Below are 17985 nucleotides of genomic sequence, written 5' to 3'. Positions count from 1 at the left end.
GCAAGATCCATCAATGGTTTACATGGCTGCGCGGAGGTGTCTGTATGATGAATAAAAGCAACCTAAAGCGATGCTATGCAGCTTTAATGCTACATCAACGAGGTCAATTGGCTCATGCGCTAAAAATGTGAGATAAAAGCAACGTAAGCGCGCTAAGTGATGGATATATTTGACATGGCAAAGCGAGTACCCCCTGTCAGGCCGCAACACGCCAAACGCATCGAAGCGCTGGGGCAGCGGCTTCGTACCGCCCGGGTCGCAAGGGGGATGACACAGGTCAACCTCGCCGAACGCGTAGGCGTTGATCGGACCACGATCGGCAAGCTTGAAGCAGGCGATCCCAGTACCAGCCTTTCAACCGTGTTGCGGGTGTTGTCGACGCTTGGGCTCGACCAGGACATCGACAGGATCGCGGCGGATGATGACGTGGGGCTGCAGCTGGCCACCCGCAGTCTGCGTCGGCCCTCCTCCAGGCAGCGTAAGCCCGCCCACGCGGTCCTCCCGCCGGCACTGACCGCAGCTCCACTGACCCAGACCCACGCGGTAGCAGAGCCGGAAGCTGAAAGATACGCACTGCGCGCCAGCCGCAGACCGTCGCCGATCAACGTTCCGGCCATTCCCGTGCGAGGCTCGAAACCTCGTGGCGGCAAATAGCGATGGCAGCGTCTGAGCAGGTTGACCGGGAGGTCTGGCTGGATGCGCCAGCGCTTTGCCGTCCCGTGCAGCTGGGCTGGCTCAGCAAGAGCGCAGGCCGGGCAGGCGACATCGTCGCCTTTGAGTACACCGACCTCTGGTTGAGTGGGGCAATGGGCATCAACCCGTTTGCGCTCGATGGAAATCTGCCGCTCGTGGAGGGCCGGCAGTATGCCCGTAGAGATGCAGGAGAGGTGTCTCCGGCTTTCCACGACAGCGCGCCTGACCGATGGGGGCGACTGCTGATGGACCGCCGTGAGGCAGCAAGGGCCCGTCGCGAAGGTGAAAAACTCAAAAGCCTGCGTGCGTGGGACTACCTGATGGGTGTGGATGACGCGACCCGCATGGGCGCCATCCGGTTGTGCGACCCCGACACGCGAACCTGGTTGGCGTCCGTCCATCCTTCTACACCTCCCATCACCGATCTGCGTCGGCTGGAGAGCATTGCGTGCAAGATCGAGTCTGGAGCCAAGCTGGCCAGGGACGAGGAGGACCACGGGTTGGCGCAACTGGTCGCACCCGGCGCTTCGCTTGGCGGGGCACGGCCCAAGGCGGGTTACCGGGACACCGACGGCTCGTTGTGGCTGGCAAAGTTTCCCGGCCGCGACGATGGTCATGACGTTGGCCTATGGGAATACATCACCTACGAACTCGCCACCGCAGCGGGTGTCGCCATGCCGCCGGCAGCGCTTTTGAACCTCTCGCCCCGGGGACACACCTTCGCAGTCAAACGTTTCGACAGGACCGGGAACGATCGCGTCTACTTTGCGTCCGCACACACCCTGCTCGACGCCGAGCACAGCGAAGACCACAGCTATCTGGATCTCGCGGGTATCATCGAAGAAAGTGGAGCCCAAGGTCAGATCGTGGAGGATCTGGAGCAACTGTTCCGAAGGGTGCTGTTCAACGTACTCATCGGCAATCGCGACGACCACCTGCGCAACCATGGTTTCATCCGCAGACAGACAGGCTGGGTGCTCTCTCCGGCTTACGACATCAATCCGAATACGGCAAGCGAGACCCATGTGCTTGCACTCGATGCTGCAGACCCTACTCCCAGCACGGGACATGTAATGGCGACCGCGGCGTACTACCAGCTGACCTCAGAACGAGCGGCTGGCATTGAAGCTGAAGTGCGCCGCGTTGTAGAAACGTGGCGCAGCGTGGCACGCGCGCACGGCGCCACGCGAGGCGAGATCGATCGAATGGATGCTGTCATCGACCCTCACCGCTGAGATTGTCGCCGTTGAGACTGCGCGCACGGACCTCCGTGACGCTCGGTAGGGAACTGTCCTGATACCGCCAATTGGGCGCGGCCCAGAAGCTGGGCGGCCGGGCCAGGTTGGACCAACTGCATGTTCCCAAAACTGCTTGATGCACTTTCGTGGCTGACATTGCAGGCGCTGCCGCTGCGCTGCCTGGTCTGCGCCAATCCGGGAAATGACGGGCTGGATCTGTGCGCCGCCTGCTACGCCGAGCTTCCGTGGAACGACCATGCCTGCCCGTTGTGCGCGCTGCCGCTGCCGCCGGATGAACCGGCCAAGGTGTGCGGTGGCTGCCTGGCCGAGCCGCCGCGGCAGGCCGGGGCGGCGGCGACCTTCCTGTACGCGCCGCCGATCGACCGGCTGGTGCTGCGCTTCAAGTTCCACCAGGACCTGGCCGCAGGGCGGCTGCTCTCGCAGCTGATGCTGCACGCCGTGCCGGACTTCGCGGAGTACCCGCTGCTGCCAATGCCGCTGCATGGGCGCCGCCTTCGCGAGCGGGGCTACGACCAGGCCCGGGAACTGGCCCGCCCGTTGGCGCGGGAGCTCCAGTTGCCGCTCTGGACCGGGCTGTGCCGCAGCCGGGCGACCCTGGCTCAATCCACGCTGGACGCGGACGCACGTCGCCAGAACCTCAAAGGCGCCTTCGCCGTGCGGGCCACCCCGCCGTCCCGGCTGACCCTCGTGGACGATGTGATGACCACCGGCGCCACCCTGGACGCGGGCGTGAGGGCGCTGCGCCGGTCTGGCCTGCAGGAGGCCACGCTGTGGGTCTGCGCCCGGGCGCCGTGACACCTTGCCATGGCCTGCACAGGGGCTGGGCCTAGCATCGCGGTTGACTCTCCTCCCAGGAACACCGTCATGAGCCAGGCTCCGGAACTGCGCACTACGTCGCTGTTGTCGCTGGTGGGCCGCAGCTGGTGGGTGGTGCTGCTGTATGGCTTGATTGCGATCGGCTTCGGCCTGATCGCCATCGTCCGGCCGCTGTCCGCCGCCGCCGGGCTGGCCTGGGCCATCGGCGTGATGGCGCTGGTGGAAGGCCTGGTCAGCCTGTTCGCGGTATTCAGCGGCAACAGCGGTGCGCCGCGCGGCTGGGCACTGGTCTACGCGCTGGCCTCGATCGGTTTTGGCGCGCTGGCAGTGATCAACCCCCTGGTGACGGCCAAGGTGCTGGTGCTGCTGCTGGCGATCTGGCTGATCCTGGCCGGTGTGTACCGCATCGTGTTCGCCATCCGCGTACGCAGGCAGATAGAAGGCGAATGGCTGCTGATCGTCAGCGGCCTGCTGGCCATCGTGCTGGGCGTCATGATGTTCGGCAACCCGCTCGGCGGGGTGGCGGTGACCACGCTGTGGATCGGCATCGGCAGCCTGATCTACGGCGTACTGCAGGTCGTGGTGGCGTTCCGGCTCAGGAAGTTGCGCTGACGGCTCCGGTTCGGGCCACAATGCTTCAAACAATGGGAGTACGGCAATGCGCAACGGATGGCGATGGAGCCTGGCGGCAGCGAGCCTGCTGCTGGTCACGGCATGCAACCAGCACAACGGCGCGGCGTTGAACCCTGCAGCGCAGGGCAACCCGCCGCTCGCCGATGTACGCATCGAAATGCGCCCGGTCGCGGAGGTCGGCGAGCCGGGCGTCGAGGTCCGCTTCGCACACGGGGAGACCGTCAAGCTGGCCAACCCGCCCGTGTTCACGACCGGCGCAATTGCCAGCGTGCGCCAAGTGGTCAACGAGGACGGAAAGGCCAACGTGTACTACGCGTTCACCGACGCCGCCGCGCCCCGCATCCACAGCGCCACCGAGCGCCTGGTCGGACGGACGATGGTGCTCACCGTCGATGGCGAACCGATCTCCCGGGCGAACCTCAGCGGCCCCTTCGGCGAGAGCATGATGACCTCGGGCCTTGAGGCGGACGAAGCCACCGCGCTGGTTACCCGGATCACCGGGCGACCGTAGCGCTGTCTAGCGGAACCGCGCTTCGATCTCCTCCAGCGTCTTGCCCTTGGTTTCCGGCAGCAGGAACGCGGCCACCAGGAAGTACAGCAGCGTGCAGCCGGCCCAGAAGAAGAACATGCTGGCGTAGCCGTGGTGGCCCACCGTGGGCAGGAAGATCGCCGCGATCACCGTGGATACGAACTGGTTGATCAGCAGCGCGATGCTCATGCCGTTGGAGCGGATGCGGGTAGGCATCAGCTCCGACAGCGCAAGCCACACGCAGACGCCCGGGCCCACCGCGAAGAACGCCACGAACAACAGGATGCAGCCGGCCACCAGCCAGCCGTGCGTGGGCGAGGGCACCGGGCCGATGACCGCGCGCTCGATCACCAGCGGTGCCTGGACGGCGGCGGCCGGATCCGGGAACGGGTTGAGGTTGAGGCGGCGGAAGAACGCGCCGATCACGCTGTCAGCCGACACCGCGTCTTCGCGGCGGATCTGCAGCGTGGCGTCGATGGGGTTGTCGCTGCGCAGCGAACGCACGTTGCTGAAGCCGCCGTAGGCGTAGGACACCGTGAGCTGCAGCGGCTGACCGTCGGCGTTGCCATCCAGCCGCCGCCACTGCGCGGCATCCATTGGCAGTGACAGCGACTGCCCATACACCTGCTGCTGTAGCGCGGGCTGTACATCCAACCGCCCGTGTTCGCTGCGAACGAACAGCAGCGCGGCGCCCAGCAGCGCGATGGTGATGCCGCCGGTGCCCAGCATCAACAGGAACTTGCGGCCTTTGCGATCCACCAGCACCAGCGCGACGATGGTCATCAGCGCATTGAGCAGCTTGATGGAGACATCGGCCCAGTTGGCCACTGCGCCGGGCAGCCCCGCCTGGTGGAGGATGTTCACCGCATAGGCCAGTACCGAGTTGATGCCGGTCGCCTGGGTGAAGGCCAGCACCAGGCAGGCCAGCACGAAGGGCCACACATAGCGGCGGCTCAGCAGCGGATCGCGCCTGGCCGGGCTGCCATCGCTGGCCGGTGCATCGGGCGCCTGCATGCGCGCCAGCGTGGCTTCCACCTCCGCCGGCGCCACCGTGCGCTGCAGGGCGCTGCGTGCTTTCTCAATGCGGCCGCGCCGCACCAGCCAACGGGGCGATTCGCTGATCAGCAACGCGCCGCCGGTGAACACCAACCCGGGCAGCAGGCAACTCCAGAAGATGGTGCGCCAGGCGTGATCCTTCACCGCGAACAACATGCGCTGCTGCTCCTCGCCCGGCAGGTGGCGCACGGCGGCAGTGGCGGCGTCCACGCTGTGGGCGTGATACAGCCCGATCACCGCCGCCAGTACCAGTCCGATGGTGAGCAGCAGCTGGAACATCGCCGCGCCACGCCCGCGTCGTTCGGGACTCAACACTTCGGCGAGGTACAGCGGCACCACCACGCCGATCAGGCCGCCGCTGATGCCCTGCAGCAGGCGCCCCATCAACAGCGGTCCATAGCCTTCGGACAGCGCCATCACCGGAATGCTGGCGGTGAACAGCACGCCGGCCAGCACCATCGCGCCGCGCCGGCCGATCAGGTCGGCCACGGCGCCGGCAAACAGCGAGGACAGCACGCTGCCCAGCAGCACCGCAGCCACCACGAAGCCAAGCTGCTGGGTGGTCAGGTGCCAGCTGGCGGTGGCCGTGGCCTCGAGGTAAGGCAGGGCGCCGGCGATGATGCCGATGTCGATGCCGTAGAGCAGGCCGCCCATGCCGCCGATGAAGAGCAGATAGCGCACCGGCCAACGCGGCGCATTGGCGGAAGCGGGCACGGGCATCACGGCGGAAGCGTCGTTCATGGTGCGGTCCTGTCTACGTTGGAACGCGCCGCACGGGGCGCGGAATCACTCAGTCAAGCGTGATGCGTTCGCCTTCCACCACTACCTGCTGCACGCGCAGGTCATGATCGAGCACGACCAGGTCCGCCCACGCGCCCGGTTGCAGGCGGCCGCGGTCATCCAGGCCCAGATAGTCGGCGGGGTTGCGTGAAACGCGGTTGGATGCGTCATCCAACGCCAGACCCAGCGCAACCAGGTTGCGCAGTGCCTGGTCCATGGTCAGCGCGCTGCCGGCCAGCGAGCCACTTTCCAGGCGCACGCAGCCCAGACACTTGTGCACGCGCTGCACGCCGAGCGCGTATTCGCCATCGGGCATGCCGGTGGCCGCGGTGGCGTCGGTCACGCAGTACAGGCGCGGAATCGCGCGCAGCGCGGTGCGGATCGCGCCGGGGTGCACGTGCTGGAGGTCGGGAATGAGTTCGGCGTACTCGGCATGCGCCAGCGCTGCCGTGGCGATGCCGGGATGGTAGTGGTCCACGCCGGTCATGCCGTTGAACAGATGGGTGAAGCCGGCGGCGCCTGCCTCCAGCGCGGCCACGCCCTGCTCGTAACTGCCTGCGCTGTGGCCCAGCTGCACGCGGATGCCGAGCGCGTTCAATGCCGGGATCAATGCAAGGTGCTGGCCGATTTCCGGTGCCAGGGTCAGCACCTTGATCGGTGCGATGGCGTGCAGGCGGCGCACATCATCAAGCGTGGCTTCCACCACCAGCGGCGGCTGCGCACCCAGCCGCTCGGCGCTGATGAACGGGCCTTCCAGGTGCACGCCCAGCACGCGCGCCATGCCGGTATCGCGCTGCGCAATCGCGGTGGACAGGCCCTGCAGCGCACGCACGATGTCGCCTGCCTCGGCGGTCATGGTGGTGCCCAGCAGCGCGGTGGTGCCATGCCGCGCGTGCGCGCGTGCCACCGTCTGCGCGGTATTTCCGCCCTGCATGATGTCCACCCCGGCACCGCCATGCACATGCAGGTCGATGAAGCCGGGCAGGATCAGCGGCACCTCGTCATCGCCACGCGGGTCAGCGTGGTCGCTGCTGATCGACACGATGCGCTGGCCAAACGCTATGTCGCCGCGCACCCACCCGGACGGGGTCAGGATGCGGCCATGCAGGGTGGAAACCGGGTTCAAGGCGGCGACTCGGCAATGATCACTTCGATGCCCAGCTTCTGCAGCCCTTCCAGGTACTCCGCATCGATGCTGGCATCGGTGATGATGGTGTGGACCTGGTCCAGGCGGGCGATGCGGTGCAGGCTGACGTGGCCGAACTTGGAGGCGTCGGTGAGCACCACCACGCGCCGTGCGCGCTCCACCATGCGGTGGTTGAGGCGGGCCTCGGCTTCATGGTGGGTGGTGAGCCCGAACTGCAGGTCCAGCCCGTCCACGCCCAGGAACAGGGTGTCGAAGCTGTAGGTATTGAGGCTGGCCTCGGCCTGGCTGCCCTGCAGCGACAGTGACTGCTTGCGCAGCAGGCCCCCGGTGAGCAGCAGTTCCACGCCCGGTGCATTGGCCAGCTCCCAGGCGATGTTCAGCCCGTTGGTCATCACCGTCACGTCGCGGTGTTCGCGCAGGTGGCGCGCCAGCGTCATGGTGGTGGAACCGGAATCGATGATGATGTTGTCGCCAGCGCGTACCAGCCGCGCGGCATGCGCGCCGATGCTGTCTTTCAGCGGCAGGTTCAGCGTGTCCTTTTCATGGATGTCCTGCTCCAGCGGGGGCTTGCGCACCAGGGTGGCGCCGCCGTGGGTACGCGTGGCCAGGCCCTGCGCTTCGATGTGGGTCAGGTCGGCGCGAATGGTCACTGCCGAAACGCCGAAGCGCTCCACCAGTTCGCTGACCTGCACGTTGCCGTGTTCGACCAGCAGCTGCAGGATCTGTTGGCGGCGCTGCCGTGTGTTGCGCATGGGGCGATTCCGTTCGGAAGGAAAGCCGAAGCTTACCGTTCCGAAAGCTCCGTGGCAGAAAAAGCTTCGTTATCCGCGCCGAACGCATTGCGAGCGCAAGCCCGGGCGTATTCCGCCAGGCGCAGCCCCACCTTGTGCCGGATCAGCGCCAGCGGTTCGGCCGCCAGCTCACCTGCCTGCACCGCGCGCAGCTGCTCGGGCAGGTACTGGCTGAGCAGCATGAGCGGGGGTGCCTGGCGGGTGAGGTTGTCGACCAGGGTGGCCAGTGCGGCCTGCACGGCCGGTTCGCCCCAGTAGTAGCGGCTGCGGTCGCTCAGGGAATAGGCGCGCAGCAGGCGCTGTTCGTGCGCATCGCCCTGGTAGTAGCTGGCCCAGCTGGACGGCTTGTCGAGCATGCAGCGGTCCAGGACCTCGATGATCCGTGACGCTTCCTCCCCAGGAAGGAGCTCGCGTTCGATCATCGCCAGCGCGAACACCGCCTCGCGGAACGCGTAGGTCGCCGCCGGACCCACCTTGAGGATGGCGAAGTGGTCGCGCACCAGCGCATGCAGGCCGGCTTCGGTCTGGTAATCGGTGGAATGGGCTTCGAACACGATGCGCGGCTGGGTTTCCACGAACGCCGAGAGCTCGCGGGCGGCGGCCGGGTCGTAGTGGTGCACGCTGCTGTGGTCGAAATCCACGCCGGGCTGCACCACCATCGCGATCACGCGCTCCCAGGCCGGCACCAGGTCCGGTGCGGAGAATGCCTCGCGGTGAATCGCCAGCGTGACGGCGGCAGCGGTGGGCGTGGTCACGGCCAAGCCACCTTCCAGGGAGGCTTCGCCACCGGGAACAGGCACTTCGGTACCGATCACGTAGACCGGTGGCGGCAGCCCGTTCTCCGCGGCCGTGCGTTCGGCAATGCGCGCCAGTTCGGCCGAGCGCGCGGCCACGACCGCATCCGGCAGCGGGGTCGGGTCGTCGGCGCAGGACATGCTGCAGTCCAGGTGGATCTTGTGGAAGCCGGCGGCCACGTAGGCGGCAACCAGCGTGCGCGCGTTGGCCATCGCGACGTCGGCCGGCCCCTTCTGCCAGGCGTTCGGGCCGAGATGGTCGCCGCCCAGGATCAGCCGCTCCGCCGGGAAGCCCTGGCTTCGCGCCAGCTGCAGCACGTAATCGCGGTACTGCGGCGGGGTCATGCCGGTGTAGCCGCCGAACTGGTCCACCTGGTTGGAGGTGGCTTCGATCAGCAGCACCGTGTCGTGTTCGCGCGCGACCTGCATGGCGGCCAGCAGCACCTGCTCGTTGCTGCAGCACACGCTGTACAGGCCAACGGGCTGGCCCTGGCGATGGGCGGCGATCAACGATTGGACGGCAGACATGGCAACACTCCAGGTGCAGCGGAACGGAAAGAAGGGATTCAGGGCGCGGGATGGTGCTGGCGCGCCAGCAGCGCCGCGCCGCGTGCACCGCCGGCATCGCCGAAGGCTGGGGGCAGGATCGGCGGTACGCGCACCCCGTTGAACAGGTAGGGCGCAATGGCGGCAGGCAGGTCGCGGTACAGCTGCTCCAGTTTCGACAGCCCGCCCCCCAGCACGATCACGTGCGGGTCCAGCGCCAGGATCAGGCTGGCGAAGCTGTAGCCGAGAAGGTCGCGGTGGATGGCCAGTGCCTGCAGCGCGATCGGATCGCCGGCCTGCGCCTGCTCCACCACGGCGGTGGCGTCGCAGGCCAGGCCGCCATGGCGTTCATGGATCAACGCCAGGCCGCTGCCGGAGACATAGCGCTCCAGGCAGCCGCGCAGCCCGCAGCCGCAGTCCAGCAGCGGCAGGTCATGGCGCAGCTGCAGCGTGGCCGGCAGGCTCCAGTGGCCCCACTCACCGGCAATGCCGTTGTTGCCCGCGACGAGCTTTCCGCCCAGGCAGTAGCCACCGCCCGCGCCGGTGCCCAGGATCACTCCGAACATGCTGGGGTAGCCGGCGGCGGCGCCGTCGTGCGCTTCGGAAAGGGCAAAACACTGCAGGTCGTTACCCAGTGCCAGCGGGCGCTGCAGCCGTGCTTCCAGGTCATGCCCCACCGTGTGGCCGCTCAGCGCGGGCACGTTGGCGCTCAACTGGCGGCCGCTGTCCCGATCGCGCACACCGGGCAGGCCCAGGCCTACCGCGACGGCACGCGTGCCAACGGCTGCATCGGCGTCATCCACCAGCTGGCCGATCGCCGCCACGAAGGCGGCGTAGTCATTCGTGGGCGTCGCCACGCGCTGGCGATAATGCACGTTCAACGCAGCGTCGCAGGCCACCAGTTCAATCTTGGTGCCGCCGATATCGATGCCGTACCAGGTCTGCATGCGCTGCTCAGCCATGGTCGTGGATCGTCACGCCCTGCACCACGCGGTTGACCGTGCCATCCGGGAACGGGTTGTCGGGGGTCAGGCCGAGCACGGCCGAACGCTGCAGCGCGAAGCACTGCGCCATCACCAGCCACAGCGGGGCCAGCCACGGATCGGGCAGGGCAGGTACCTGCAGCAGGAAATCGCCGTCGGCACTGTCGCTGCCGGCCGGGCCGACCGAGATCACGCGGGCGGCGATGCCATCGCGGCGCAGCTCTTCCAGCAGGTCCTGCTCGTAGCGTCGCGCCAGCGGCTGCGCGCTGCGCAGTACCACCACCAGCGTGGTGCCGTTGAGCGTGGATTTCGGCCCGTGGCGGAACCCGAGCGGGGTGTTGGCCAGCGCCAGCACCCGGCCGGCAGTGAGTTCCAGCACCTTCAACGCCGCTTCGCGCGCGGTCGCTTCCAGCGGGCCACTGCCCAGGTAGATCACCCGCGAGATATCGGTGCGCGCGAGCGCTGCGACCGGGGCGTCCCAGTTGCTCACGGCCTGCGTACCGCGCTCGGCCAGGCTGCGCAGGCGCGCGATGCGCTCGGCCCACGGCGCGCCATCGAACACACTCAACGCGGCCAGCAGCATGCAGCTCAGGCTGCTGGTCATGGCAAAGGCGCGGTCGCAGCTGGCCGGCGGCATCAGCAGCGACAGCGTGTCGCTGCGGCCCTGGCCGCGCTGTGCCAACGCGCCATCGGCATTGCAGGTGATGTCCAGGAAGCGCGCGTCGTCCACCTGCGCCCGCACCAGGTCCACCGCCGCCACGCTTTCCGGGCTGGAGCCGCTGCGCCCGAACGACACCAGCAGGGTCGGTCGGTCGCGCTGCAGGTACAGCGCCGGGTGGGTGAGCAGGCTGGTGGTGTGGATGGCGCGGACGTCTGCCGGCCACTGCGCATTGATCTGGTCGGCGACCATCTCGGCGATGAAGCCCGAACTGCCGGCACCGGTGAAGATGACCCGCTGGCCCGGCTGGCGCAGCGCGTCACCCAGGAACGCGTCGATGCGGTCGCGGGTGGCCTCCAGCACGTCGGCCAACGCTGACCAGAGGGCGGGTTGTTGCGCGATCTCTTCTGCGGTGTGCGCGCCACCCAGGCGCTGCCAGGCGGGCATATCGGGGAGCAGAGTGACGTCCATTCGCTATTCCTGTTGGGCGACCGCACGATCAGTGTTTTCTTTCGAAATGTCAAATATCGAAAGATTAAAATAAGATATCTGGATCACATTCTTCACTATTGCTGTCGGTTCTTGCGCGATTAACTGGGTCTATCTGCGCGTCCTGCAACGGAAAAACCATCGCATTCAGCCGGCAGAAAGAAAGTGGTGCTTTGCATCATCTTTCGTTTTGATAGAATTCCTAATCCTTTTTCTTTTCAATTTCTTGACATCTTTCGATAGCCTGCCCCATAGTCGGCCGCACTGGTTTCGGACACCCGCCGAACGCGGGCTTTGGGGGCGAAGTGGTTACCCGTTGTCGACGCACCGTACTGGCCATCTCTCTTCTGTCGCTGCTGGCGGCCACACCGGCGCTGGCAGCGCCGTTGGGCAACCTGAGCGCACTACGTGCCGAGCCGGCCGCGTCGGCCACGGCCTGGACGCTGACCACCGATAACGGCATGACCGTGCGCGTGGACCTGCTGCGCCCCGACATGCTGCGCGTGCAGGCCAGCCGCACCGGCAAACTGCTGCCGGCCGGCGACAAGGCCGCCCCCATCGTGCTGCCGCAGGCTACTGCGGCCGTGCCATTCCAACTGGAAGAAGACGGCAACGAGGTGCGCATCCGCACCGACGCGCTGGTGCTGCACATCCAGCGCCAGCCGCTGCGCCTGGCACTGGACCGGCGCGAGGCCGGCAAGGACGTGCCGCTCTGGCGCGAACTGCAGCCGCTGGACCTGGATACCGCACAGAGCGTGCAGGTCCTGAGCAGCCAGGCCGACGAACAGTTCGTCGGCGGTGGCCAGCAGAACGGGCGCTTCGCTTTCAAGGGGCGTGAGCTGGAGGTCTCCTACTCCGGTGGCTGGGAAGAGGGCGACCGCCCCAACCCGGCGCCGATGCTGCTCAGCTCACGCGGCTGGGGCATGCTGCGCAACACCTGGAGCGATGGCAGCTACGACCTGCGCCAGGCCGACCAGGCCACGCTGCTGCACCGCGAAGACCGCTTCGATGCCTACTACTTCGTCGGCGCCGGCCTGCCCGCGCTGCTGGACCGCTACACCGCACTGACCGGGCGCGCCGCCTTGCTGCCGCGCTGGGCGTTCTCGTACGGCGACGCAGATTGCTACAACGATGGCGACAACATCAAGAAGCCCGGCAGCGTGCCCGAAGGCTGGAGCGATGGCCCCACCGGCACCACCCCGGACGTGGTCGACAGCGTGGCAAAACAGTACCGCGAGCACGACATGCCCGGCGGCTGGATCCTCCCCAACGACGGCTACGGCTGCGGCTACAAGGCCCTGCCGGAAACGGTGAAGGGCCTGGCTGGCTACGGCTTCAAGACCGGGCTGTGGACCGAGAACGGCGTGGACAAGATCGCCTGGGAAGTCGACACCGCCGGCAGCCGCGTGCAGAAGCTGGACGTGGCCTGGACCGGCAAGGGCTACCAGTTCGCGATGGATGCCAACCAGTCCGCGTTCAACGGCATCCTGCACAACTCCGATTCGCGCCCGTTCCTGTGGACGGTGATGGGCTGGGCCGGCATCCAGCGCTACGCGGTCGCCTGGACCGGCGACCAGAGCAGCAGTTGGGATTACATCCGCTGGCACATTCCCACCCTGGTCGGATCGGGCCTCTCGGGCATGGCCTACGCCAGTGGCGATGTGGATGCGATCTTCGGCGGCAGCGCCGAAACGTTCACCCGCGACCTGCAGTGGAAGAGCTTCACCCCGGTGCTGATGGGCATGTCGGGCTGGTCGGGCAGTGCGCGCAAGCACCCGTGGTGGTTCGACGAGCCCTACCGCAGCGTCAACCGCGATTACCTCAAGCTGAAAATGCGCATGACCCCGTACATGTACGGGCTGGCCCACGACGCGGCGACGACCGGCGCGCCGATCCTGCGCGCGCTGATGTGGGATTACCCGCAGGACCCCAACGCCTGGAACGAAACCTGGAAGTACCAGTTCCTGCTCGGCCGCGACCTGCTCGTGGCGCCGGTGTACCGCAGCCTGGCCGCCAGCCGTGGCTGGCGCCGCGACATCCACCTGCCGCAGGGCCGCTGGATCGATTACTGGGATGGCCGCGCGCTGCAGGCCGGTGCCGAAGGCCGTCAGCTGGACCGCCCGGTCGATCTGGCAACAATCCCCTTGTTCGTGCGGGCCGGTGCCATCGTGCCGATGTATCCAGAGATGCTGTACGACGGCCAGAAACCGCTGGATGAGGTCACCTTCGACCTCTACCCGCAGGGCAGCTCGCAGTACACGCTGTACGAAGACGATGGCAACACGCGCCGCTACGAGAAGGGCGAATCCAGCCAGCAGCAGGTCACCATGCAGGCGCCGGCGCAGGGCAGTGGCCGGGTGCAGGTGAACATTGATGGCGTGCGCGGTCAGTACCAGGGGCAGCTGGCACAGCGCCGCTACGCGCTGCGCGTACTCAGCCGGCACAAGCCGGCAGCGGTCAGTCTTGATGGCCGCGTGCTGCCGATGCTCACAGATGCGGCCGCGTGGCAGGCCGCGCCGGAAGGCTGGTACTTCGATGCAGGCGAACGCCGTGGCACCGTGCATGTGCGTACCGTACCCACCGATGTCCGCCAGCCGCTGGCCTTCCAGCTCGATATCGCGCAGGCACCGGCAGCTGCCGATGATGTGTTCCCCGCCGCACCGGTGCTGGGCCGCGCATTGCCGGCCGACAGCCTGCTGGTGGTCAACCGCCCGGCCGAAGAGCGCGGCTACGAACTGGAAAAGGCATTCGACGACGACCCGGCCACTTGGTTCCGCACCGTGCGCAACCAGGCCGTGCGCACCGGCGCCCACGAATGGGTGATCGGCTTTGGCGAGCGCCGCCTGATCGACGGCATCGCACTGGCACCACGCAATGACCAGCACTGGAAGAGCGGGCAGATCCGCGACTACGAGATCTATCTGGCCGACACCAATGGCGAATGGGGCGAGCCGATCAAGCGCGGCCGCCTGGCGCTGAAGCAGGACCTGCAGCAGATCGACTTCCCTGCGCGCGCCGGCCGGCTGCTGCGCTTCCGCGTGCTCAGCGTGCACAACCCGGACGGTGATGGGGCCGCTGGCAGCGACCCGATGGTCACTGCGGCGCAGGGCAACGTCGCGCGTGCGGTGGATGCACTGCAGCCGCGTGATGTCGGTCCGATCACCCTGTCCACGTTCCAGATCCTGGAACACCAGGTTGCAGAGCGCCCGGCGCAGCAGCGCTACCTGTCCGAACTGACCTTGCCGGCCGCGGCCAACGCACAGGTGCGCGCCGACCTCGCCTTCCACGGCGGGCAACCCATGCGCATGAACGGCCTGCTGTTCCGCCGTGGCCTGGGCGTGGGCCCAGCCAGCCGCATCGACCTGCAGCTTCAGGGCCAGTGGCGCCTGCTGCGCGCGGACCTGGGCATCGACGATGCGTGCCGCAGCGCCGGCGGCATGCAGTTCCAGGTCTGGGGCGATGACCGCCTGCTCTACGACAGCGGCCTGGTGAAGGCACCGGGCGTGGTCAAGCCAGAACTGGATATCCGCGGCCTGCAGCGCCTGAGCCTGCGCACGCTGGGCGCACAAGGCACGCAGCCCGCACAGGTGTGTGGCAACTGGGCCAACGCCGCACTGATCGGACAGGAGGGCGATACCGCCACCATCGTGTCGCCGTAACCCAGGGACGTACCGAAAAACAGAATTCCCCACCGTTTCCCGACTACGGCCCGCCGGCCGTGGTGCGGGTGACTGTTGCCGAAAAAACCCACCCAGGCAGCCCCACGCTGCGGAAGCACAAGGAGCCAAAGATGTTGAACGAACGCCATCGCCATCGCCGCATCCCCGCTACACCCTTGTCCGTCGCGCTGGGGCTTGCCCTGGCCGTAACCGGTCCGGCGTTTGCCCAGGACGACGACACGGCCGTTGATGTCAAGGCAAAAGCCAACGCCACCGAACTGGCGCGCGTGCAGGTCACCGGGTCCAACATCCGCCGCAGCGATGTGGAAACCTCCTCGCCGGTGCAGGTGATCAGCAAGCAGGACATCGAGAACATGGGCGCGCGTACGTTGCTGCAGGTGCTCGACAACCTGCCCGCCGCACGCCCGGGCCAGCAGGATTCGCGCTCGCTGTTCACCGGTTCCGACGGCGCTTCGCAGGCGAATCTGCGCGGCCTTGGCGCGCAGGGCACGCTGGTGCTGCTCAATGGCCGGCGGCTGTCGTACTACGGTGCACCGGCCGGGTTCCAGACCCAGTTCGTCAACATCGACGCCATTCCGGCCGCTGCCATCGAACGCATGGAAGTGCTGACCGACGGCGCCTCGGCCGTGTACGGCACCGACGCGGTGGCCGGCGTGATCAACGTGATCACCAAACGCTCCTACCAGGGCGCGGAGATCAACATCACCGCCGATAAGTCCTCGCGCATCGACTCCTACGGCGAGCAGCAGGGCAGCATCACCGCCGGCTTCGGCGACCTGGACGAAGACCGATACAACGTCTACGCCTCGGTGAACCTGTATCGCCGCGACGCGATTCCGATCAGCGACTTCTACGACAAGCGGCCCAGCCAGTTCTACGTCAACAACCCCAATTACATCAGCAACTTCCGCCTGGGCGTCGGCAGCCGACCGGGTGAGTTCAACCCGGGCACCTACTTCGCGTTCGATCCGATGACCAACGCGCGCCGCCAGGAAGCGGCGCCCGGCTGCACCACTCCCATCACCCAGGCCGCCGGCACGAGCTGCGCGTGGGAACAATGGATGAACCGCGAAGTCGACGCGGGTGCAAAGACCGAGCGCGCCACGGCGTACATCAGCTCGCACTTCCTGATCGGCGACACCACCGAAGCCTTCGCTGAAGTCACCTATACCGACATCGACCTGACTGCCAACGGTGGTACGCCCTCTGCCTACAACACCACGACCGGCAATCCGTCCAGCTGGTACTCGCGCAACACCGGCAACGTGGTCAACCAGTTCCGCACGCCGTATCTGGGACCGAACAACGTCTACAACCTGGCCAGCCCGGAACTTAAGGCGCTCATGGGCGGCGTGGTGGGCCTGAACTACCTGATGCAGGATGTAGGCGATGGCCACTTCGGCCAGCGCAACACCGACCAGAGCTACCGGGTGCTGGCCGGCCTGCGCGGTGCCCTGGGCGACGACTGGAACTGGGAAACCGCGTTCGCCACCGCCGGAAGCCATTCGGTCACCTACCAGACCGTCAACGTGAACCTGGAAGGCTTCGAGCGCGCGTTTGGACCCTACACCATCGACCCGGGCACCGGGCGGGTGATCATCTCCGACAATCCGGCCTACCAGTTCGGCGTCATCAGTGACGCCAACGCCAAGCTGATCCGCGAGGCATACCCCACCTTCGACATCCAGTCGTGGACGCGCCTGCATACGTTGGACGGCAAGATCGAAGGCCCGCTGTTCGGCATGCCGGCCGGCGACGTGCGTGCCGCGTTCGGCTTCAATGCCACCCGCGAAACCTTCTACACCCCGGGCAACGAAGACGCCGCCAACGGCCTGATCACCCAGCAGGGCGGCTCCTGGTTCGACGGCAAGCGCAACACCTACGCGCTGTTTGCCGAAGCCGTGGCCCCGCTCACCGACAAGCTGGAACTGGATGCCGCGCTGCGCGTGGACAAGTACCCCAACTTCAGCGCCAACCTGGCCCCGAAGATCGGCCTGAAGTACCAAGTGCTGCCGCAGCTGCTGCTGCGCGGCACCTATTCCGAAGGCTTCCGTGCGCCCAGCCTGGCCGAAGCGGGCACCGGCGGCGTGTTCGCCCAGCTCGGTGGCTTCGAGGACGACATCCGCTGCGATGAAACCAATGCCATCGCCAACCTGCTGCGCCAGTCCAACCGCCCGGGCGACGTGGACCTGGGCAACTCGCTGCTCAACGCCGACTGCAGCCGTACCGTGGCGCGCATGACCCAGCCCAATCCGGACCTGAAGCCGGAGAAGGCCAAGATCTCCACGCTGGGTTTCGTCTATGAGCCGGCGAGCTGGATGTCGATCTCGGCCGACTACTGGTTCATCTACCGCCGCAACGAGATCGCCGCGCCGGACTACAGCAAGGAACAGGACATCCTGTCGATGACCCGCAACCCGATCAGCGACTCCGATCGGGCGGCCGAGGCTGCGCTTGCGCAGATGTGCGCCGACCCGGCCAGCGGCGTGAGCTGCCCGGGCGCCTTGCCCGGCTACAGCGTGGGCAACGTGGCCGCCGTGGTGGGCCAGTACAAGAACCAGGGCCGCACCTTGGTGGACGGTTTCGACATCGACGCGCGCGGTCGCTTCATGCTCGGTGAGTGGGGCGCGCTGAACATCGGCGTGGCCGCCACCATCGCGCGCCGCAAGGAGGCCTACATCGACGACACCGATCGCTGGTACTACGGCAACACCATCGGTTACTACGGCAACCCGCGCATGCGTGCCACGTTCAACGCGGACTGGTCCTACAAGCAGGTCACCACCAGCTTCTTCGTCAACTATGTGGGCGGCACCAAGTGGGCGTGGGACCGCGTCGATGCCGAAGACAACAACCCGGACACCTGCACCGCCGGCTCGCTGCCGGTGAATCCGGCCCAGTGCGATGGCGTGCCGTCGTGGTGGACCGCCAACCTGAGCGTGGGCTGGCGCCCGGATGACCACTGGAGCCTGGGCTTCACGGTCAAGAATCTGTTCAACCGCCTGCCGTTCTACGACCCGAACAGTTTCCTGGGTGACTCCAGTGACTATGCCAGCATCTTCGGCCGCAGCTACAGTCTGCAGGTCGGCTACAAGTTCTGATTGTTCCAGCGCGCCGGTCCCGGCCGGCGC

The 17985-nt window shown here is 67.0% G+C and carries 13 protein-coding genes; 7 read left to right on the top strand and 6 right to left on the bottom strand.

Features of this window, described 5'->3' with window-relative positions:
• The first annotated feature begins 159 nt into the window (after positions 1 to 159).
• The 5 genes from V9K91_RS03745 to V9K91_RS03725 all read left to right on the top strand — a co-directional run bounded on the left by V9K91_RS03745 (position 160) and on the right by V9K91_RS03725 (position 3912).
• A complete protein-coding gene (locus V9K91_RS03745) occupies positions 160 to 654 on the top strand; it encodes a helix-turn-helix transcriptional regulator (RefSeq protein ID WP_336442717.1) in 495 nt (164 codons plus the stop codon).
• Between the two features lie 2 nt (positions 655 to 656).
• The gene (locus V9K91_RS03740) at positions 657 to 1928 is read left to right on the top strand and encodes a HipA domain-containing protein (RefSeq protein WP_336442716.1); all 1272 of its coding nucleotides are present in this window, start codon (positions 657 to 659) and stop codon (positions 1926 to 1928) included.
• Positions 1929 to 2048: 120 nt separating this feature from the next.
• Positions 2049 to 2747: a ComF family protein gene (locus tag V9K91_RS03735; RefSeq protein WP_249833285.1), complete on the top strand. Its 699-nt coding sequence runs from the start codon at positions 2049 to 2051 to the stop codon at positions 2745 to 2747.
• Between the two features lie 69 nt (positions 2748 to 2816).
• Positions 2817 to 3380 carry a DUF308 domain-containing protein gene (locus V9K91_RS03730; protein WP_068854353.1) on the top strand — a complete coding sequence of 188 codons (564 nt, stop codon included), beginning with the start codon at positions 2817 to 2819 and terminating at the stop codon, positions 3378 to 3380.
• 46 nt (positions 3381 to 3426) lie between these two features.
• Positions 3427 to 3912, top strand: a complete 486-nt coding sequence (locus V9K91_RS03725; RefSeq protein ID WP_068854352.1) for a hypothetical protein — start codon at positions 3427 to 3429, stop codon at positions 3910 to 3912.
• A 6-nt stretch (positions 3913 to 3918) separates the two neighbouring features.
• Here V9K91_RS03725 and V9K91_RS03720 read toward each other — a convergent pair whose 3' ends face one another.
• From V9K91_RS03720 to V9K91_RS03695, 6 genes are read right to left on the bottom strand one after another with little or no spacing between them, the layout of a single operon-like run.
• Positions 3919 to 5727, bottom strand: coding sequence for an MFS transporter (locus V9K91_RS03720; protein ID WP_306987306.1), 1809 nt, complete (start codon positions 5725 to 5727; stop codon positions 3919 to 3921).
• 49 nt (positions 5728 to 5776) lie between these two features.
• Complete coding sequence (gene nagA / locus V9K91_RS03715) at positions 5777 to 6892, bottom strand: N-acetylglucosamine-6-phosphate deacetylase (RefSeq protein WP_336442715.1); 1116 nt, start codon at positions 6890 to 6892, stop codon at positions 5777 to 5779.
• Positions 6889 to 7665: a DeoR family transcriptional regulator gene (locus tag V9K91_RS03710; protein WP_068854349.1), complete on the bottom strand. Its 777-nt coding sequence runs from the start codon at positions 7663 to 7665 to the stop codon at positions 6889 to 6891. Before V9K91_RS03710 ends, nagA begins: the two co-directional genes overlap by 4 nt.
• A 32-nt stretch (positions 7666 to 7697) precedes the next feature.
• The gene (locus V9K91_RS03705; RefSeq protein ID WP_336442714.1) at positions 7698 to 9026 is read right to left on the bottom strand and encodes a D-tagatose-bisphosphate aldolase, class II, non-catalytic subunit; all 1329 of its coding nucleotides are present in this window, start codon (positions 9024 to 9026) and stop codon (positions 7698 to 7700) included.
• A gap of 38 nt (positions 9027 to 9064) precedes the next feature.
• Complete coding sequence (locus V9K91_RS03700) at positions 9065 to 10006, bottom strand: ROK family protein (RefSeq protein ID WP_336442713.1); 942 nt, start codon at positions 10004 to 10006, stop codon at positions 9065 to 9067.
• The gene (locus tag V9K91_RS03695; protein WP_336442712.1) at positions 9999 to 11156 is read right to left on the bottom strand and encodes an SIS domain-containing protein; all 1158 of its coding nucleotides are present in this window, start codon (positions 11154 to 11156) and stop codon (positions 9999 to 10001) included. Before V9K91_RS03695 ends, V9K91_RS03700 begins: the two co-directional genes overlap by 8 nt.
• 323 nt (positions 11157 to 11479) lie before the next feature.
• On the opposite strand from V9K91_RS03695, the gene V9K91_RS03690 reads away from it, so the two are divergent.
• Together V9K91_RS03690 and V9K91_RS03685 are read left to right on the top strand one after the other, a co-directional pair.
• Positions 11480 to 14833: a TIM-barrel domain-containing protein gene (locus tag V9K91_RS03690; RefSeq protein WP_336442711.1), complete on the top strand. Its 3354-nt coding sequence runs from the start codon at positions 11480 to 11482 to the stop codon at positions 14831 to 14833.
• A gap of 131 nt (positions 14834 to 14964) precedes the next feature.
• Positions 14965 to 17955, top strand: coding sequence for a TonB-dependent receptor (locus tag V9K91_RS03685; RefSeq protein ID WP_336442710.1), 2991 nt, complete (start codon positions 14965 to 14967; stop codon positions 17953 to 17955).
• Positions 17956 to 17985 lie beyond the last annotated feature (30 nt).

The organism is Stenotrophomonas sp. CCNWLW57 (genome assembly GCF_037203925.1).
Taxonomy (GTDB): domain Bacteria; phylum Pseudomonadota; class Gammaproteobacteria; order Xanthomonadales; family Xanthomonadaceae; genus Stenotrophomonas; species Stenotrophomonas rhizophila_A.
This window is presented reverse-complemented; position numbering and strand designations above follow the sequence as displayed.